The sequence below is a fragment of the Psychrobacter sp. G genome (genome assembly GCF_000418305.1).
Taxonomy (GTDB): domain Bacteria; phylum Pseudomonadota; class Gammaproteobacteria; order Pseudomonadales; family Moraxellaceae; genus Psychrobacter; species Psychrobacter cryohalolentis.
The window spans coordinates 1,321,815-1,342,448 of the sequence record NC_021661.1 but is presented as its reverse complement, the minus strand read 5'-3'; the positions used below and the strand labels follow the sequence as shown (position 1 = coordinate 1,342,448).

Here is a 20,634-nt window from a genome sequence, read left to right as displayed (position 1 = left end):
ACCTCTACGGCGTTGATTGAGGTGATGCGCTTAATATCCGCATATTACCATGAAATAAATTTTCAAACTAACAATATTACGCATTTTAGCCAATTATAATAGTGTTAAAAAACAAACAGTTATTAACGCATTCACAAACGTGACGCTTTGGTTATAATTTCTGATTTACTATTTATGATTAATTGTTTTAGGAATCAAACAGTTGGCACGACTACCTGAAAAAAATAGGAAAATTAAGCATAAAAAATCCTTCTCATCATTTAATAACAAGAAGGACTCAAACTATATTTCTACAGCAATATCAACCTTGCTTAACATTGAGCGTTAGTCAATGTAAAAAGCTAGATAAAAACGATCTTGGCCAGTAATACTACTGTCAATATCCAAACCGGAATACTGATGTCAGAGAATTTACCAGCGACCACCTTGATGGCAGTAAAGGTGATAAAGCCAAGTGCAATACCGTCAGCGACAGAATAGGTCAAAGGCGTAAACAATAATACGACCACCACTGGCGCTGCTTCTGTTAAGTCATTCCATTTGACATCTTTTAACGTCTCCATCATGAGTACTGCTACATAAAAAATAGCGCCTGCCGTCGCATATCCTGGAATCATACCAGCAAGTGGTGAAAAGAACACACTGAGTAAAAATAACACGCCAACTGTCACTGCCATCAGTCCAGTACGACCACCTGATGCGATACCTGACACACTTTCGATGTAACTTGTCGTTGATGACGTGCCCAAGAAAGTACCAGCTACCGTTGCCGTCGAATCTGCTAGTAGCGCTTTACCCATATTCGGGATTTTACCATCTTTACCAATCAAACCTGCCTGAGTGGTGGTTGCAATCAGCGTACCCGCCGTATCAAATAAATCGACGAATAAGAAGGCAAAAATAACACTGATCATCGCCACATCAAACGCGCCAGCAATGTCAAGCTGCATTAGCGTTGGAGCAATAGGTGGCGGTGCTGAAATAATACCTGAAAACTGCGTATTTCCTGTGAGCAGACTGATAAGCGCGACTAGTAAAATACCAATAGTGACCGCACCTGGTACTTTTTTATGTGACAAACCCACGATGACAATAAAACCAAGGGCTGCCATCGCAGGTGAAAACGAGGTCATATCACCAAGTCCCACCAGCGTCGCATCATTATTCACGATAACGCCTGCGGTTTGTAGCGCAATAAAGGCCAAAAATGCACCAATACCAGCGACAACACCTTGTTTAATACTGACCGGAATAGAATTAATAATGATTTCACGGATTTTAAACAAACTTAATAGGATAAAGATACAACCTGACAAAAATACCGCACCAAGTGCCGTTTGCCACGCGTAGCCCATACCCAAAACCACGCCATAAGTAAAGAAGGCATTGAGTCCCATGCCAGGCGCTAGTGCAACTGGCAAGCGGGCATAAATCCCCATAATAAAACAACCAATGGCCGCGGCAAGGCAGGTGGCTACGAATACTGCGCCTTTATCCATACCGGCATCAGCAAGTACATTAGGGTTGACAAATATGATATAAGCCATCGTTAAAAACGTGGTTACACCCGCTAAAATCTCTGTTTTGATCGTGGTGTTCTGACCATCGATTCCAAAATATCGTTCAATTGCGTTCATAGGAGTCGCTTCCAAATTGCAGTGAGTAAATTATCATTATCAAATGGTATTGATAAATGTCGCTTCCAAATTGCGACGATAAATGCCGCTTTTAACTCAAACATAAAAAATACACCTAAATTGCGACGATAAATGACGCTTCCAAATTGCGACTGTAAATGACGCTATAAACTACGGTTGGAGATGATGTTTTTAATCCTTTAGCCACACAAGATTTGCTAAAAATAAAACCACTGTGAAAAATTACAGCAACAAATCATAACATTCTATGGAAATAAATAGATAATTTCAATGAATGCCATGAACTTGTCAGTAAAAGAGCAAAAAATAGTTGACCATATGGACAATATTATAAAATGATAGTGCTGTCACCATAAATTTTAGGAAAAAACTGTTCATTATGTAATTAACACATTATTAATGATATTTACCAAGATTAGCAGTACACTAGGGGGTTAATATGAGCACCCTATTTTTAATGACTATTATTAATTATCCATGAGTCCTTTACATGCCTGAATCCTTAAATATTATCGACCTTATTACTCAAGCGAGCCTGCTGGTTCAGATCGTGATGGCTCTATTGTTATTAGCATCGTTACTCAGTTGGGTGATTATTTTTCGTATGAGTGCGCGGCTTGGCACTGCCAGAAACTTTGACCAACAGTTCGAGGCGTGGTTTTGGTCGGGTGAAGATTTGGCGAAATTGTATCAAGGTATTCAGGGCTCACCTGAGCGCCAAGGTCTTGAGCAGATTTTCTATGTTGGCTTCTCTGAATACTTAAGAATGCACAAAAAACGTCAACCAAAAGATGACATTATCGATGGCGTTGAGCGTAAGCTTAGGGTTGGTCTTGGTCGTCAGCAGCTACTTTTGGAATCAGGACTTACAACGCTTGCCAGTATCGGCTCCGTTGCACCTTATGTTGGTCTGTTCGGCACCGTTTGGGGTATCATGAATGCCTTTTTGGGCTTGTCACAAAATGAGCAAGCTACCCTAGCCGCTGTAGCACCAGGCATTGCAGAAGCATTGATTGCCACCGCTATGGGTTTGTTTGCCGCTATTCCTGCGGTATTGGCTTATAACCATTTTACCGCCAAATCTAGTCGATTATATGATTCACGTGCCTTATTCTGTGATGAGATGACGGGTATGCTGCAGCGCGAAACCAGTAATGAAAGCCCGCAGCCTAGCACTCAAGTAAGCCAAGCCAACCAGAGCACTCAGGTGGCTGGTCTATGAAACAAAGTCCCTATCGCCGTGAAAAAAAAGCACTGAATGCGGAGATGAACGTTGTTCCTTATATCGACGTAATGCTTGTGCTGCTCGTGATATTTATGGTGACCGCGCCTATGCTGATTACTGGCGTCGATGTTGATTTGCCAAAAGAGCAAACCAACACCATGAGTCAAAGCCAGCTACCAGTCATTGTATCTCTGACCGGTAACGGCGAGATTTTTATCAGTTATGAGAGCAATGTTGACTTACCTGTTAGTGAGCCTGAGCTGATTGATACCCTCTCGACTTTGCAAAGTCAAAGCAGTGAGGCCGGTGCTCAGCCAGTACAAGTGATGATTAATGCCGACCAAAACAATCAATATGGCGCTATCATGACTTTGATGGCAACGTTGCAACAAGCTGGTATTCAGAAGGTTGGACTATTAACTGGCGCTCCATTGCCCACACCAGCGGTTTAATCATTTTATAATATTAAAAAACAGCCGTTTTGGTGTAGCCGGTTATAATAAAGCAGATAATCTGATGTAGCTTATCTTTTAGTATCACGTTTTTGAGTATCACTAACATGCACAAGGCTCCAACCGTTTATGTACCAACTGAACCCGAAGGCAATGGGCTAACCTTACCCACGCTGCTCAGTTTGCTGGCACATGGTCTTGTCATTGGTATACTTATCTATACCTACCAAAATATGGACGTTGAGACCGCAGGTAGTATTGAAACGACCATGGTATCTCCTGAACAGTTAGCCGAGATGCAAGGTCAAATCCTTGCCAATCGCGCCGCCGCAGCCAGTGCTATGCAAGCGGAAAGCGGCTCAAGTAGTTCAGCTACGCCAACAGAAGCCTTTGATGGAAGCGTCAGCACTCCAAATCCTGCTCAACCAAACTCTCAGCAAGTGCCTGTCTTCACACGCTCGGATGAATCTGCTACTAGCCCGATGCTAATGAGTGAAGAGCAGCATCAACGCCTGCTTGAGCAAAACCAAGAGTATGAGCGCAGTATGGCTGAGTGGGCCGCGCGCTTAGACGAATCCGTCTTAGAAGAACATGACCAGATTGAAAAAGAAAGACGACAGCAGCTGATTGAAGAGCAAAAAAGGCTTGGGGATTTCCGCAATAAACAAAACAATCCTCCCAAGATTAAGCGCCCAACTGCTACCGACCGAAATATAGAAATCAATACGGGCGGCTCTAGTAGTTCAGGTCAAACCCTTAGTCTATCAAACGATGGGCAGTCGACTTTATCCGGTGATAGCACAACCTCAAGCCCTTCAAAAGGTAACAGCCGCTCAGCATCAGGTGGCAGTCGCGGTGCTAGTAATAGTGAAATCATTAATCTTATCAGACGCAACTATAACCCACCGACTGCAGCAAAGGGCTCAACCCAGCGTGCGACCCTCACAATTACAGTCAATGCCAGCGGTAATATCATCAATGTTACTGCTTCAGGACCTGATGAAGCTGTCAATGAAGCAGCAAAACAAGCCGTATTAAACACAGGCAGCTTACCAATCGATGCTGACGATCCCAAATACCCGACCTTTACTCTACAGTTCAAAGGTAGCAATTAATCAGTTGCTCATGTCTTATATTATTGATAACGTTACCTTAAACAGCTTGTACTGTAGAAGGGACTGCCTTATCTTTATGGCGGACTAATAACCTATAAAAATGACACTCATACTGTTTCAGGAGCTTAAATTACTCATGCGCACTCATAAAAAACTACTCATCTCCTTACTTGCTAGCGCCTCAAGCTTACTTATCGCGCCAAGTGTGTTGGCAGCGCCTGTCGTTTTAGAATTGGATTACGAGATTCCTGTGCAACAGAACCAAGTGGCTTTTGTGCCTTTTGCTGGTGATAGCGTATTGTCACCTATTATTGTCAATGACTTAAGCAAAACTGAGCTCAAAGTTACCAGTCAAAATCTACCGCAGCAGCCACGCAGTAGCAGCGAGCTGGCAGGGACATTACCAGTATGGCAAAGTATGGGGATTCCTTATCTTGTCGTAGGTAGCACGCGCAGTAGCCGCGGTAAAGTGGTGACCGATTATGAAGTGATTGAGGTTAAGACAGGACGCGTGATCGAAGGCAAGCAAACTTTAACCGCTGACAACAATAAAGACAGCATGCGCTATGCCGGTCACGTCATCGCAGATAAAGTGTACGAGCTCATTACTGGCATTCCAGGGGACTTCTCAGGGCGTATTGCCTATATTGAAGAAATTGGTACTGGCAAAGCAAAAGTCTCGCGCTTAAAAGTCATGGATGCTGATGGCGAAAACGCCAAAACCATTACTGAGGTTTCAGGCTCTATCTTCTCTCCAGCATGGTCGCCCGATGGCAATCGTATCGCTTATTCAGTACAGCGAGATAAATCTTATCCTGTTATTTATGTGCAAAGCGTGAGCGGCGGCGGTGCAACGCCATTGACGCCTTTCCCTGGTAGCAACTTAAGTCCTTCGTTCTCGCCAGATGGCAGCAAAATACTGTTTTCGAGTAGTTTTGAAGGCAGTGCTGATATTTATGAGATGAGTGCCAGCGGCGGTCAACCAAGACGACTGACCAATTGGCCAAGCAGTGAAGTACAGCCAAGCTACGCCCCTGATGGCAGATCTTTTGTCTTTGTATCTGATAAGACTGGATTTAATAAGCCGCAGATTTATCGTTATGAATTTGGTTCAGGGCGCACAACTAAGGTGTCTAATAGTGGTTATGCGACCAGCCCACAATTTAGTAGCGATGGCACGCAAATTGCCTTTTTAAATGGGCGCTCAGCGGCTGTTATGAACAGCGGCGGCGCGGTCACTGCTAATTTGGGCAATACCGGTATCGATGAAGCACCGAGCTTTTCACCAAATGGTAAGCGTGTCGTTTATGCATCAAAGCAAGGTGGTAAGGGCGTACTGACTATCAAATCACTAAACGGCGGCGAAGCCTTTGGTAAATCTGGGCAAGGTACGATTCGCTCACCTGTCTGGTCAGCCAGTCCCAGATAGAGCTAGAAATTCGTAATATCTTGACCAAGAAAAGCGCCCAATCATCGATTGGGCGCTTTTTTATATGAGAGTAAATCGATCAGCTTTTATTCTAAGGAAACATTGTTCACAGCAACACTATTCACTTGGATCATAACCGGGCGGATTAGCATGTCTCAGCTTGGCCACGTCTTCAGCAGTCACTGTATCCGTGTAACCATTTAAGTCACTGACGACGTATTGAGTCACTGCCGCCATTTGCTCATCATTCATCATCATATGAAACGATGGCATTCCGCGGAAACCATTGATCAAAATATTAATGATGTAATATTTTGACTGCATTTTGCTATTGTTAGCCAGTGGCGGATAATAGCCTGCACCATAAGCACCCTCGCCTTTATGCATATGACAGCCAGCACAGGAGTCATGATAGAGCTTTTTGCCATCGGTCGTAATAAAGGCATTTGACCCTTCAAACTTTGCTTCCCACTCGCTAATAATAGGATCATTTTCCATATTGGGTAATGAGCTGTCATCAACAACATTGATAGGCTGCGCTTTTAGCTCGTCACGGCTCATATAGACAGCGCCCCAGCTGCCTGTATTGCGACTTGCTTGATAGTCAACCGTTTGCTCAACATCGTGTTTACTGGCTATCGTCTCTACATCGCCTGCTTTTTGACTACAGCCTAATAATGCGCTGCTGCTTAACAGCATGATCATCAGCATCTTAGGTGTCATGCTTTTCATGATAGTTATTTTCATGATGATAGTGTTCATGATAGCCTCTGAATTTATAATAATTGTCTCTATTTTTGGCGCAATTAACCCAGCATTTTTGCCTTTTTATGCAAGCGTTTGGCGGCATCTATGCCAGATAATATAGCCCCTTCTTGCCACGCAGGAATATGAGAGCAATGCTCACCTGTCAGCACAATACGGTTGTCTATACTGCATAAGTTATCGTAATGCTGCTCACGACTAGACTCACTCCAAATACCGTAGCAGCCGAGTGTCCATGGGATACGGTGCCAGACGACAGATGTTCCGGCGCGGAATTCCTTTGGGTACTGCGGATGGATATACTTACCGTAGGCAAGCGCCACATTGATACGCTCTTGCGGTGTTAGAGTATTAAACTTATAAGAAGTCGCGCCAAAACCATAGGCACCAAGCAATACACCTGAGCCATCTTTAAACATATTTTCTGACGGATAAGCAATTTGGGTAATAGGCATATTAGTATAGGTTAAACCGCCATAAATCCACTCGTCTTCTTCCCAGAAGCGGCGATTAAATTCCAAACCTACTTTATAGGAAGTGTCATAAGGAACCGCTGCCATCGCCTGTTTCATTGGTTTTGAGACATTGATATCGAGCTGGGTTAATACGGTTAAAGGTATGTTGCAGACACACCAGTCTGCCCGAATGGTTTTGGTTGCACCATCGGGACTATTACTGTCCACATAGTCGACTGTAACGCCGGTATCATCTTGATGAATCTTAGTGACTTTGGCATTAAATTCAATCATATCGCGACATTCGCGGGTGAAAGCATCACCGATTTTACCCATACCACCAACTGGCTGAAACATGGTCGGCTGATGTCCATAGGTCATGTGATTGCTATAAATATCTCCCCACATGCCTGAATCTAGTATCTCACTGATTGGTAATGGCTTTGACGGCTTTTCATTTGGCATCAAACCGCCACCTGGGAACACACTAAAGCCACGATGTTTGGTTGTCTCATTACTGGCGCGATAGCGATAGTCTTTATCAAGCACGCCCCAGCCTTTTAGCCCTTCTAGAAGCTTCTCTTTGTCCTCAGTATTGACTGAGCGATCCAGACCACCCACGTTTACTGACTTCGATAGCAGCTCCGCCACATGACCTTGAATGTCATTTTTGATGTCACCCAAACGCTGCGGTACGCCATTGAAATGATTAGTACGATGCAAATAAGCACGGTCATTGGTTTGGATAAAGGGTTGCATCTCAACACCGAACTGTTTGCAATAATGAAAGACGGCATAGTGGTGGCTCGGCAAACGCCATGGTCCACCATTGAAATAATTGCCTTCTTCAAAATCACAAGTGACCTCTTCGCCGCCAAGCTCAGTATATTTATCACCGCTGTTCAGTGTCCAACTACGACCGCCACCACGATTTTGAAACTCAAGCACTTTGACATCGTAGCCCGCTTTTCGCAGCTCATAGGCGGCAGTAAGACCACCAAGACCAGCACCAAGAATGACAATGCTCGCGCCAGCAGGTGCGCCTTTAAGATCCATTGCTTCTTTAAAACTAGACTCTGAAGCAAACCCCAAGGTCGTCATTGCTTGATACATGGCGGTCGCGCCCGCTGTTTTACCAATCATTGAAAGCAATTGACGGCGCGTAGGTGATTGAAGCATGTCTTTCATAATAATATCCTCAAAGTAGATAATGGTGCAGGATAGTAGACGCATCTTTATCAATGTACTTGGCGTGTTGTTGTCTATAATTGCCAAACGATAACGCTCTATCTAATTGCCATAATCCTTGTCTTATAATCAGTATCTAACATAGCTTTATAGTATTTATTACTACGCTGTTTGATGAAAGGTGAAATGAAACCCAAATCAGTGACGGTGCTTAGAGCGTATGATGGATCGAATAATAAATATAATGACGGCAATAGCGACGATAATACCCAATATCGCCAGCAAGCCTGCATATTTAATTAAAAATGGCTTTTCGGCGCTAGTGGCAGCGATGCGCTCGACGTCCGCTGCACTCACATCACTGCTGGCAAGACCGCCAAAGCTGATGCGTACGTAATTGGCGATACTGGCAATTTGCTCGCTGCTCAGCTCATCAGAGAAGGCCGGCATAATCGGTGAGGTATTGGTGCTGCCAACGACCCCATGCAAAATCATATTGACGAGCACATCAGGCTTATCGCGGCGAAGACTACTTAGCCCTACGATGGGTGAATACTGTGCATCAGGTTGACCATAGCCATCCACACCATGACAGCTGCCACACGTAGCCAAATACAAGGCTTCTGGTGAATTACTCCCCTTACTAACAGCAGTTTTGGCTTGAGCCAAATAATCTTTTTGGGCAAGTAAATCATGGGTGATAGATTCGTTTACACGGGTAGGCAAACGTGAGACATCGACGGCAGATACTTTATCATCGGTTTGAATGGCAGGTACTGCTTTTAGATAAGAGGCAATCGCGCTTAGGTCTTCTTGCTTTAGATACTGAGTACTATGCGCGACTGCCTCACCCATTGGACCACCAGCATAAGCGCGCTGATCAAGCTCGCCGGTGCGTAGATAAGTAATGATATCTTGCTCACTCCAGCTGCCAATACCACTTGACTCGTCAGGGGTGATATTAGGTGCGTACCAATGCCCTAACTGCGCTCCAGATAAATACATTTTTTTATCGAAGCCCATGGTGCTGTTGCGTGGCGTATGGCAAGTACCACAATGTTCTAGATTATTGACCAGATATTCACCGCGCTTCTGCGTCTCATTGAGGCCATCACGTCCCTCAGTAGAAGGAACATTTAAAAAGTTCCAACCGAACATGAGTGCACGAATATTAAACGGAAATGGTAGGTCAGTTTTATGCTTTGGCGCTTCATCTACTACTGGCACGGTTTGCAGATAGGCAAACAGCGCGCTGATATCCTCTTCTTTCATACCACTATAAGAAGGATATGGCATGGCCGGATATAGCATATGGCTAGGCGCACGACCTTTTTGCAGTGCATTTTTTAGATCTTTTTCAGTATAATTGCCGATACCATAGCGTTTGGAGGGGGTGATATTCGTAGAATAAATCTCCCCCATAGGGGTCTCTATTGCTTTACCGCCAGTATAGTCTTCGCCATGACACGCCATACAGTCCGCTGCACGAGCAATATAGGCACCTCGATTGACGAGCACGCTATTGGCAGGACTGATATTAGGTAAGGTCGCATTAGGTAAGCTTGTATTAGTAAGGCTCGTATCCTCAGCCATCGCAGCGCTGGAAGCCATACCAATGGCAAGCATCGATAACATCATAGAAAATCGCTTCATAATTCCCTCATTTCGCTAACATCTCATGTATTTTTATGATTGTTGCGCATAACATCCACTGTTAAGCCGAATTTTTATCATTATTTTTTGCTATTATCAGTACAAGATAAAACTGTAATAAAATATCCATTTATAGATCATTGCTAAAAAATGTCTGTTCACCTTACTACTGTAAGACTATTTCACTTCTATTACTTGGATAGTCACGTATTGCTATCATTTTTTTACAAAACTTAAAAAGATAAATAATTGGATATATTTTTTAATAGACGGTTATACCTTTTTATATTATAAATTTAGGTAAAATAATTAATTCTTTATAAAACAATTAGTAAAGTTATAAAAGCTTGTTTTTATATATTTATAAACATGAATTACTGGTAGATTATTGCTAGATAATGAAGCCACCAGTTCTTCTTACTTTATTATGGCTGTACATAATGGATACATAACGCCCATCCTAAACGCTTCTTACAGAGGGTACTACTTCCATTTATAATGAGATAATATCTTGCACAATCCCGTGCATTGGTTATGATGAGCGCTATTTCACCGTCGCCGATTGCCTTTTGAGATATCATTATGAAGTCATTAACCTTGACCTATATATTCACAGCTGCCTTATTTATGACAGGTTGTCAGTCGTTTCAATTTGTCGAAAGCCCGATTCCTGTCAAAAACGCTCCGAGCAAAAATCTGTTGGTTAAAACTGTCCCAGTTGCAGATATTGCCGTTGAAAATATCGAGCACTAAGATAGATATAAAAAGCTGACAATAAAAAAAGCAGATATAAGTTTGATATCTGCTTTTTGGTATTTACTACTTAATAAATAGCTTTTGAATTTTTATGAGGCCGGCTGATGTTTTATGATGGTTTTTGCCAGATGATCACCAAACCAAATCGCCGTATCTATATCACCCGCGCCTGGTGTTTCCTCAGGTGGACCATCAAGCGACTGGGTCATCAAACCCAAATTACTCGATAAACGGTTTAAATCATGGGGCTCATGTCCGGTCGGTCTAAGTGGCAACCCTATCCAGTTCATCCCATGCTGCATGCTATAAAGACAAATCTGTTGTAGTACAGCAAGCTTATCACCGCTAAGCCCACCTGAGTTGGCAAAACCTGCTGCCCACTTACCTTGCCATTTGCCATGATACCAACGCTTCGATGTCGCATCCATAAAAGTCTTAAAGCCTGCTGTCACACTGCCCATATATACCGCACTACCAAAAACCAACAGATCTGCTTGATCTAAAAACTCCCAATCGACGTCATTGACATCGACAGCCTTGGCTTGCGCTTCAGATAGTTGCTGACGAGCACCCGTCACGATTGCTTCCGCGACACGTTGAGTATGACCGTAGTTACTATGGTAAATAACGGCTATCGATATATTAGATACGCTAAGAGAAGTCTCGTCAGGAGGTAGTACAATAGACGGTGTAACAGATGTATTCATATAAACTCTAATAATGGCTATAAGTAATGAAATAAAAAATAAAAAGGTAAATTAGGCTTATGATTGTTAACGATAAGAAGACGCACTTATTATGTGCCAGTTACTCTTTTAAATAATCATGCTTTAGTTACTATAATCGGTCCTAAATAAAAGAAATCCAAATGTTATAAGGTACTACTGGGGTTACTTTTTCTTGCTTGCTGTGTCTACGCAGACAGAGGCTGCGAATAATTAACCCCAGTAGTTCTGTACCCTTTTAAAAGTGGATTAGCTATATATAGAAGCACTGCGTGTAATAATCAAGGCCATGCGTCCCGTTGCAGCTTGCTGCAAATGGGTCTGACGTCGATAAGAATAGTAATGCCCGTCAGCATAACTACAAAGGATAGAGGACTCATTGCATACGACAATCCCTGCTGCCTGCAATTGATCCGCGGCAATTTTTGGCAAATCTATCTTAATTTTTTCTGCATAGACTGGCGTATTGTTCGATAACTTGTCCGCTGTACTCGCTGCGTCTAACTCTCTAGTACCTGACGCCATCACGTAGCGCTCATTAAAATTATTTATTGCATCTGTCGTCAAAGCGTTATTCGCGATGCAACCTGCCAATAACTTATCTCGGACTTGGCTACCCACTTCGTAATTATCTTGACTGATACAAATGCCTATCCATGCCATAATCTCGCCGCTGTCGCTAAAGCGTTCAGCCGTTGCTTTGATTACGCCGCATGCCAGCCCTTGCCAGCCAGCGTGAATCGCCGCTATCTGCCCAGTTGCTGGCTGATAAAGAACGATCGGTACACAATCAGCCGTCATTATGGCAAGCCCAGTACCATCTTGTTTGCTAACCATAGCATCAGCTGCCATAGGCGCCATACTCAATACCGTAGCATCGGTATCATGTATATGATTACCATGGACTTGATTAACCCAATGTAGCGCTTTGACAGGCACGCTATGAACAGGTAGGTTTTGCTGCGCGATCATCTGCTCATTAATCGTAGCAAGCACACGCATCCGATTACTTAATACTACGCTTGCATCATCATTGACATGCAGCCCCAAGTTCAGCTCGCCATAACTTGCTTGCTGTCGTTGATGTGGCTGCTGATTGATTTCAGACCGAGATATATCAATACTTGCATAGTCTATATCAGAAAAAGCAGCCGTTTGAAACACAGCCACATCATCAAGCTGTGCTAGCAATGTCATGGGAAGCGTATTTTTCATGGCATATTTACCGTTTTAATAAAGCATTTTTTTAGCGCTTATTCTTCGTCATAACCGTCACTTAAGACCGCCATTAGCTGTTGCATATCTTCAGGCATTGGTGTAGTGACCTCAACGTCTTCACCAGTCGTTGGATGAACGAAACCCAACGTATAAGCATGGAGTGCTTGACGCGGGAAGTTATTAATCGCTTGACGCTGCGCTTCTGTTAGACCAGCACGTAGCTGACGACGACCGCCATAGACTCTATCACCAACAATAGGATAAGTAATATGACTCAGATGCACACGAATCTGATGCGTACGCCCTGTCTCAAGCCCTATATCCAACAAACAATAGTTACCATTAAGCGCGGTTACATTCAACAGGTGAGTTACAGCTTCGCGTCCTGCCGTCATCACCGTCATTTTGGTACGCTGATTACGGTGGCGTCCAATGGGCGCGTCAATACGGCGATGACGAGATAGACTCGCTGCATCCCCTGCGACCACACATTGGTAATGACGATACACTGACTTGTCCTTTAGCTGCTCCATCAGTGCCAGCTGTGCGGGTTTGGTTTTACCAATCAACAATAGCCCTGAAGTATCTTTATCAATACGGTGGACTAAGCCTGCACGCGGCAAATGGTGCTGCTGCGGATAGTGATACAATAGCGCGTTTACCAAAGTGCCTGTTTGATTACCGGCACCTGGATGTACCACCATGCCGACTGGCTTATTGATGACCAATACGTCATCATCTTCATAAACCACGTCGATTGCGATATCTTCTGGCTGATCTTCGCTATGCTGCTCTAAAGTCGTCGACAGATGCAAGATATCGCCAGCTTTAACACGGATCTTAGGTTTTTGTATGCTACCGTTATAGAGCAAGCTGCCATCACTTACCCAGCCTTGTAACTGGACACGTGAAAAATCGGTAAATATTTTTGATGCCAGTTTATCAATACGCAAACCTGCTTCGTCTTCTATAACCGTATGCTTAACGTCAACCACAACAGGCACAGATTGCCCTGCGACCGATACTTCATCATCGCCATGCTCGTCTTCGTCATTAAGCAGCTCATCATCTGACACATTATCATCGTCCATATGCTCGTCAAATTGCTCATTGATGGTTAATAATTCAGTGGGTATCGTGGATTCTGGCACAGGTGAACCTTGCGTTGATAAGTCTGTCATTGATGAATCTTCAGTGGATTGGTTCGCGGGTAAATTGATAGTCATAGCATCATGTATTCATAGCAGATTTATATATGGTAAAGCCTCTGACAATGTTCAGTCGGAGCACTTCATAAGAAAACAGATTGGCACTTATAGACCATAAATAATAATCGTGGTCAAAAATGGCAATAATATCCCTCTAGTGTAACATGCTGAGCGTCTAAGCCCTATAGAAGCTGCGTGTTATCTGGCAATTTATAGCACTCATTAGCTCTCTAAAATATAACATGGCTGTAATTTACTGTATATTTGTCACTGTCAGCACTATTGAATATCGCCCGTTGCAACCGCTCATGCTAAACTAGCGAGCGCAATCATGATAAGCGTGGCGATTCAGACGTTGTACTATATTATTGGAATGTACTTAAGGTATTACTGAATAAAAATGCATTATAGAATAAGCCAGCAGTGCACCTAACTACAAAATAGCTCATGAAAAAATAGACGCAGCAAATGTTATTCTATAAAGTAAGCCATGTTTTGCTGTATGCTATGGCCCTGTGTCGTTATTTCAGCTCTTTTATAAAAGCTTTACATGTGATGCACGCCTTATTGCGTAACATGTTTACAGAGTAAATTTTTAATAAATTAATAACTATGTTTTTTAATGAGCATGTTTTTATAATAATACGCATGCTTAGTGATTGGCATGTAAAATGATAGACCATTATTGATGCACCAAGCATCGTTTTTTATCATCAATCTACTAAATAGTATAATAGCGTCGCTGCTATTATACGTCTTGTGTCGGAGAAGAAGTATGCAAGCTGTTGGCAATACGTTTATCAAACTGTCCTCAATCACTTTACTTGCCCTAAGTGTCAATTTAGTGGGTTGTCAAACCTTTAAAAACCTCACCGGCGGTAAAGACGTGGATGCAGTGGTCACTGCTGAGAAGTCAGAGCAAGCGTACTATAATGACGCGATTGCTCAGATTGATAAAGGTCGCTATACCCAAGCGATCGAAGATTTAACCAACTTGCGTACTTTTTATCCGACTGGACAATATGCCGAGCAATCTTTGCTCGATATGATGTATGCACAATATGCCAGTGGTAAATATGAAACTGCGGCTGCCAGTGCTGAGCAGTTCATTCGTCTGTATCCGTTTAACCCGCAAGTGAGCTACGCTTACTATGTGCGCGGCGTTGCCAATATGCAAGGCTCGTCTGAAGGTTTGAAACTATTTAAGCTCAATCAAGCAGAGCGCGATACTGCTTACTATCGTATTGCTTTCGCCAATTTCCAAGAGCTGTTGAACAAATACCCAAACAGTCCTTACGCACCTGATGCCGCTCAGCGCATGACTTTTATTTATAATCAGTTTGCCGAAAGTGAGATGAGCGCTGCTAATTGGTATATTGAGCGTGAAGCTTATGTAGCTGCTGTCAATCGTGCCAAATGGGTCTTTCAATATTATCCACTCAGCGAATCTGTGCCAGATGCGATTGCCGTCCTTGCTTATAGCCATGAAAAATTAGGTCTAACTGATTTAGCAAACGAGTATAAAACTTTATTGCAAATTAACTATCCAAACATGCTAAGTGCTGATGGACGTGTCAAGCTCAATACCAAACGTGAGCGTTCTCTAGTGAACAAATTAACTTTTGGACAGCTGAGTCGTTTTGATAAAGACACTTCAGTTTCCACTGCCAACTATAGCGGTGCGACCAAAACTCAAGTCATTCGCAATGCCACTCAACTGAGATTGCCAAGCGACAATGCTGCAAATACAGCAGCCCCAAGCAGCACTTCTCCGCTGCGTCTGACTGATGACAATCGTCGTGTACGCTTAGGGGCGGTTGAAAATGACAGCATCGATATGACCGATAGCAATTAATCGTATTTTGGTATAATTGATTAACAGCGTTTATGCGCTTTAATCAATAACGCTGTCATGGCGTCAGACGTCAACTAAAAATAAGGTCAACGATACGGTTGGCCTTATTTTTTCTGTTTTGGTTTTTGCATTATTTTGAGCATCAACAATATTGCACCTATGGTAAACTGTTTTTCGCATGAGTATCCCAAATCACATTCTTGAACAATTAAATAGCCAAGCTGATTTAGTCAGTATCATTGGGCGTCATACTACGCTTAAACGTGCTGGTAGTGAGTTTAAAGGCTGCTGCCCTTTTCATGGTGAAAAGTCGCCGTCTTTTTATGTCAATCCACAAAAAAACATCTATCACTGCTTTGGCTGCAGTGTCGGTGGTAACGCCATCAGTTTTTTACGTGATTATGAAAACCTCACTTTTATCGAAGCGGTCAATGAGCTGTCCAAGCAGACGGGCATTGAAGTGCCAAAAGAAGAACAGCAAAACGTCAGCTATCAGCGTGCCCCAGTTAAACCAAAATCCAAGCCAAAATCTGCTATTAAGCCAGCAACATCGGCAACGCATCTGCGAAAAAATGATAGTCAGCCAGTAAGCAATAATCAGTCATCTATAATCATGCCAGCTGATGATACCCAGCCGCCCATTTATGATGACCACCATAGTTATGACAATTACCCACCGTTAGATACTTACAATGCCGTCCCTTATGTAATGGATGGCTATGATGCTCATTATCAAGATGACAATGGCTATCCGCCTGCATGGTTAACCGGTGATGATAATACTGCTCTCTACAATGATAATAGTATCTCTGATAAAGATGGCAACTTATATGAGCTGCTAGAGCAGATACAGCAGTTTTATCAACATAATCTCAGTATTCACCCTCATGCTAAGCATTACTTCTTATCGCGCGGTATTAGCGATGAAATCTTCGAAACTTTTGGCTTGGGCTACGCGCCTTTTGGTTGGCAACATCTTGAGCATCAATTTCCACAAGATATCGAAGGTCTCAAAGCGCTTGGCTTAGTGCGGCGCTCAGAATCTGGACGCGATTATGACCTACTTCGTGATCGGGTTATTTTCCCTATTCGAGACAATCAAGGGCGTACCATTGGTTTTGGTGGTCGTGCGCTTGATGATGAGGTAAAGCCCAAATATATCAACTCCTCTGACTCGCCCGTCTTTCATAAGCAGCATGTACTCTATGGTTATTATGAATCACGCCAAAAACGTGCAAATGACTGGCTAGTAGTCGAAGGCTATATGGATGTCATTGCCCTATATCAAGTCGGTATTTATGGTGCCATTGCGTCGATGGGCACGGCAATTAATGAGAGTCAAATCTCACGTCTATTAACGTTAAATCCAACATTAACCTTAAGTTTTGATGGTGATAGCGCCGGACAAAAAGCCGCTTGGCGTACCCTTGAAGTGGCGCTACCGGTGCTCAGTGATGAAAAAGAGCTGCGTTTTTTAACGCTGCCCAACAATCATGACCCTGATACCTTTATAAAAAGTCAGGGCGCGGATGCCATGCGTGAGCAGATTACCAACGCCATGCCGCTATCACAGTATATCTTTGCCTATCTAAGTGAACGTCATGATTTGACCTTGGTTGAAGGTAAAGCCAAGCTCATGTCACAAGTACGCGCCTTGACTACTGCCTTACCAAAAGGCAGTAGCTTCCGCTACCTGCTCAATAATGACATTTATCAAAAGCTTGGCGGCAAACGTAGCCAAAACATCGAAGCCAAAGATGCCCTGCTAGATTTTGATGGTGAGATGACCATCAGTCAGCAGCTTCAACTGTGCTTTGTATTCCAGCCGCGTGCCTTGATTTATGATCCTATCGAAGCCATTTGGCAACAAGCCGGTATTAATGACTTACACCTGCCCGCTCATCTTAAACAAAAAGCCTCGGCTGATGTATTACGCCCGCTGGCTTGGGAAGATATGCAGGACACGACATTACTTGATGTCGTCAGCACTATTAAGCGCTGCCTGAAATATTTGCCAAAAGATGCCAATGCGGCGGCGCACTTTATTCTCTCTAACGTCAAACCCTTGACCCAAGAGACGCTTAGTCGTGATTGGGGCAGCTTCTATAAAGCACTGACCAGTCGTAATATCTTAAGCCTCGATGGTTTGGTCGAAGAGTTGGTCAGCCAACTGATTGAACGCCATATGAAGAAGAAAACACAAGATTTAATTAAGAATCCTGACAATATAAAACTGGCGATTGTCCGCAAACAATCTCAGTTATTAAATGACTGGTTACGTGCACAGCAAGCAGAGCAATCAGCACAAATGGCGACGGTTAAATCTTAATATGATAATTAGATTTTATTTATAAAACAGCTGCCCTTTAAAAGGGTCGACATTGTCCCCACTATTAATGATTATGCACTGTTGTCTTAGCTTATTAAAACAGCCTGTTATTAAAACTATGTTTAACATGGAATAGCTGGTAAATAATCAGTAAAAAACAGTTGGTAGATATCACTACCTCGTGCTTGATTACACTGGTCTGTGTTAAACTATGTCGCTAACTATTTATAGCATGGCTTAATGAATAACGACAAAATGATGATACGCCCGTATGATTGAGCACAGTTTTAGGTATAAATTTTTAAATGTTATCGTTAAAGCGTATTTTAAAATATTTATTTTTAGGTATTAGCCTTTTGAAAACTTTTGAGCGTTAGCGGTTTTATAACATTGTAATTGTAGTATTTTGAGCCTTTATTCATATCCACTCATTTTTGATATTATTGACTACCTTTACGCCATATTTTGATCAATCGATTGATAAGATCAACGCACCCAGCGAGCGATAGCCAGTCACAATATAAAAATGTCCGATGCAAGTAAGCGAGTATTTATGAACGATAAGTCAGTTTCTAAGTCCACATCTCAACTGGCCACCTTAATCCAAATGGGTAAAGAGCAAGGGTATTTAACCTATGCTGAGGTGAATGACCAACTGCCCGACTCTATTACCGAAAGCGATCAGATCGAAGATATTGTACAAATGCTAACCGACGTTGGCATCAAAATCTTTGAATCTGCGCCTGATGCCGATGACATCTTGATGAACGACGATTCAAGTGATGATGACATGGCAGCGGATGAGGCAGCGGCAGTACTAGCCTCTGTTGAAACCGAACCTGGTCGCACCACTGACCCTGTGCGTATGTATATGCGTGAGATGGGTACGGTTGATCTATTAACGCGCGAAGGCGAGATTGCCATTGCCAAGCGTATCGAAGAAGGTATTCGTGACGTACAGCATGCCATGTCTTACTGGCCGGGTACGGTACAGTTCGTCCTTGACGAGTACCAAAAAGTCCAAGATGGCGAGAAAAAACTTTCTGACGTTATCACTGGTTTCTTAGACCCTGAAACCGAAGAAGACAAAATCGCTGCTCAAGAAGCCAAAGAAGCAGCGAAGGAAGAACGCGAGCGCATCAAAGAAGAAAAAGAAAATCCGCCGATCATCAAAGAAAAAGCCAAAGTAAAATCTGGGCTTGATGATGACGAGGAGGACGACGAGGAAGTGGAAGAGGACGCTGAAGAAGAAACCAGCGGTATCGATCCAGAAGAAGTGCGCCTGCGTCTAGAAGAGATCGAGCATCTATTTATTAAAGCCAAGCAAGCCTTACTTGATTATGGTCGTGGTAGCACCCAAGCCAATGAAGCTTACGAGCAACTGGCTAGCCGCTTTATGATGCTAAAGCTGAATAACCGTCTATCTGATCAAGTCATGGCCATCATGCATGATGTTTATGATGACGTGCGTAAGCATGAGCGTCAAATCATGCGCTTGGTGATTCGCCGTGGTCGTATGCCGCGCGAAGAGTTCCGTAAGACTTTTCCAAGTAATGAAACCAACGTTGATTGGTTGATTGAGCGTATTAAAGGTAAGCCTGCTTTTGCTGCCACGTTAGAGAAAGTCGCCGACGATGTTATCTTGTTACAACGTGCTATCCGTGATTACGAGCATAAGCTTGAGATGGAAATCCACGACATGAAAGATGTGGCGCGCCGTATGGCTATTGGTGAAGCCAAAGCCCGCCGTGCCAAAAAAGAGATGGTCGAGGCTAACTTACGTCTCGTTATCTCAATTGCCAAAAAATATACCAACCGTGGTTTGCAGTTCTTGGATTTGATTCAAGAAGGTAATATCGGCTTGATGAAAGCCGTCGATAAATTTGAATATCGCCGTGGTTATAAGTTTTCAACTTATGCGACTTGGTGGATTCGTCAGGCAATCACCCGCTCTATCGCTGACCAAGCACGTACCATCCGTATCCCTGTGCATATGATTGAGACGATTAATAAGATCAATCGTGTCTCTCGTCAATTGCTACAAGAAATGGGACGCGAGCCAACGCCTGAGGAATTAGGCGAACGCTTAGAGATGGACGAAGCCAAAGTCCGTAAAGTACTAAAAATCGCCAAAGAGCCTATCTCAATGGAGACGCCTATCGGTGATGATGAAGATTCGCACCTAGGTGATTTTATCGAAGATGGCACGATCTCAAGCCCTGTTGACGATGCGACGGCTGCTGGTCTACGTGAAGCGACGCGTGATGTATTAGGCAACTTGACTGAGCGTGAAGCACGCGTGCTCAAAATGCGTTTTGGTATCGATATGCCGACCGACCATACTTTGGAAGAAGTTGGCAAGCAGTTTGATGTGACGCGTGAGCGTATTCGTCAGATTGAAGCAAAAGCATTGCGTAAATTGCGTCATCCATCACGCTCTGAGCATCTGCGCTCTTTCCTTGAAAATGACTGATAAGCCCCCTATAAAGACAGTAGCTTTTTAGCATACTGTCTTTATATATCGTAGATATATATAGCCCAAAAGCTGAGCGCGTCTCAGCTTTTTTGTGGTTAATCGATAGTCGTTTGTTAAAATACCAGCC

Annotated in this window: 15 protein-coding genes; 8 read left to right on the top strand and 7 right to left on the bottom strand. The window is 43.3% G+C overall.

Going from position 1 to position 20,634, the window contains the following annotated elements; genetic code table 11:
- Positions 1-341: 341 nt before the first annotated feature.
- Positions 342-1,637, bottom strand: a complete 1,296-nt coding sequence (locus tag PSYCG_RS05675; RefSeq protein WP_020443341.1) for an NCS2 family permease — start codon at positions 1,635-1,637, stop codon at positions 342-344.
- A gap of 511 nt (positions 1,638-2,148) precedes the next feature.
- Here PSYCG_RS05675 and tolQ point away from each other — a divergent pair.
- The 4 genes from tolQ to PSYCG_RS05655 all read left to right on the top strand — a co-directional run bounded on the left by tolQ (position 2,149) and on the right by PSYCG_RS05655 (position 5,879).
- Complete coding sequence (tolQ, locus tag PSYCG_RS05670) at positions 2,149-2,880, top strand: protein TolQ (RefSeq protein ID WP_020443339.1); 732 nt, start codon at positions 2,149-2,151, stop codon at positions 2,878-2,880.
- Entirely contained in the window at positions 2,877-3,335 is a 459-nt protein-coding gene (tolR, locus tag PSYCG_RS05665) for a protein TolR (RefSeq protein ID WP_020443338.1), read from the top strand. The genes tolQ and tolR overlap by 4 nt, the downstream gene beginning before the upstream one ends.
- Positions 3,336-3,442: 107 nt before the next feature.
- Positions 3,443-4,450, top strand: a complete 1,008-nt coding sequence (locus PSYCG_RS05660; RefSeq protein WP_020443336.1) for a cell envelope integrity protein TolA — start codon at positions 3,443-3,445, stop codon at positions 4,448-4,450.
- Positions 4,451-4,586: 136 nt separating this feature from the next.
- On the top strand, positions 4,587-5,879 hold the full coding sequence (locus tag PSYCG_RS05655; protein WP_011513469.1) for a PD40 domain-containing protein: 1,293 nt from the start codon (positions 4,587-4,589) through the stop codon (positions 5,877-5,879).
- Positions 5,880-5,996: 117 nt separating this feature from the next.
- On the opposite strand, the gene PSYCG_RS05650 is transcribed toward PSYCG_RS05655, so the two are convergent.
- From PSYCG_RS05650 to PSYCG_RS05640, 3 genes are all read right to left on the bottom strand, one after another.
- Positions 5,997-6,641, bottom strand: coding sequence for a c-type cytochrome (locus PSYCG_RS05650; RefSeq protein ID WP_020443335.1), 645 nt, complete (start codon positions 6,639-6,641; stop codon positions 5,997-5,999).
- Between the two features lie 44 nt (positions 6,642-6,685).
- The gene (locus PSYCG_RS05645) at positions 6,686-8,287 is read right to left on the bottom strand and encodes a flavin monoamine oxidase family protein (protein ID WP_011513467.1); all 1,602 of its coding nucleotides are present in this window, start codon (positions 8,285-8,287) and stop codon (positions 6,686-6,688) included.
- A gap of 198 nt (positions 8,288-8,485) precedes the next feature.
- Entirely contained in the window at positions 8,486-9,940 is a 1,455-nt protein-coding gene (locus PSYCG_RS05640) for a cytochrome c (protein ID WP_020443334.1), read from the bottom strand.
- Between the two features lie 582 nt (positions 9,941-10,522).
- Here PSYCG_RS05640 and PSYCG_RS13405 point away from each other — a divergent pair.
- Positions 10,523-10,693, top strand: coding sequence for a hypothetical protein (locus tag PSYCG_RS13405; protein WP_020443333.1), 171 nt, complete (start codon positions 10,523-10,525; stop codon positions 10,691-10,693).
- 92 nt (positions 10,694-10,785) lie between these two features.
- Here PSYCG_RS13405 and PSYCG_RS05635 read toward each other — a convergent pair whose 3' ends face one another.
- The 3 genes from PSYCG_RS05635 to PSYCG_RS05625 form a co-directional block, all read right to left on the bottom strand.
- Positions 10,786-11,403, bottom strand: a complete 618-nt coding sequence (locus PSYCG_RS05635) for a flavodoxin family protein (RefSeq protein WP_020443332.1) — start codon at positions 11,401-11,403, stop codon at positions 10,786-10,788.
- 267 nt (positions 11,404-11,670) lie between these two features.
- Positions 11,671-12,636 (bottom strand): polyphenol oxidase family protein, encoded by a 966-nt coding sequence (locus PSYCG_RS05630; RefSeq protein ID WP_020443331.1) that lies wholly within the window; start codon positions 12,634-12,636, stop codon positions 11,671-11,673.
- Positions 12,637-12,674: 38 nt separating this feature from the next.
- Positions 12,675-13,820 (bottom strand): RluA family pseudouridine synthase, encoded by a 1,146-nt coding sequence (locus PSYCG_RS05625; protein WP_020443330.1) that lies wholly within the window; start codon positions 13,818-13,820, stop codon positions 12,675-12,677.
- An 802-nt stretch (positions 13,821-14,622) separates the two neighbouring features.
- On the opposite strand from PSYCG_RS05625, the gene PSYCG_RS05620 reads away from it, so the two are divergent.
- The 3 genes from PSYCG_RS05620 to rpoD all read left to right on the top strand — a co-directional run bounded on the left by PSYCG_RS05620 (position 14,623) and on the right by rpoD (position 20,504).
- On the top strand, positions 14,623-15,702 hold the full coding sequence (locus PSYCG_RS05620) for an outer membrane protein assembly factor BamD (protein ID WP_020443329.1): 1,080 nt from the start codon (positions 14,623-14,625) through the stop codon (positions 15,700-15,702).
- 178 nt (positions 15,703-15,880) lie between these two features.
- Positions 15,881-18,031 (top strand): DNA primase, encoded by a 2,151-nt coding sequence (locus PSYCG_RS05615; RefSeq protein WP_020443328.1) that lies wholly within the window; start codon positions 15,881-15,883, stop codon positions 18,029-18,031.
- Positions 18,032-18,584: 553 nt separating this feature from the next.
- A complete protein-coding gene (rpoD, locus tag PSYCG_RS05610) occupies positions 18,585-20,504 on the top strand; it encodes an RNA polymerase sigma factor RpoD (RefSeq protein ID WP_020443327.1) in 1,920 nt (639 codons plus the stop codon).
- Positions 20,505-20,634 lie beyond the last annotated feature (130 nt).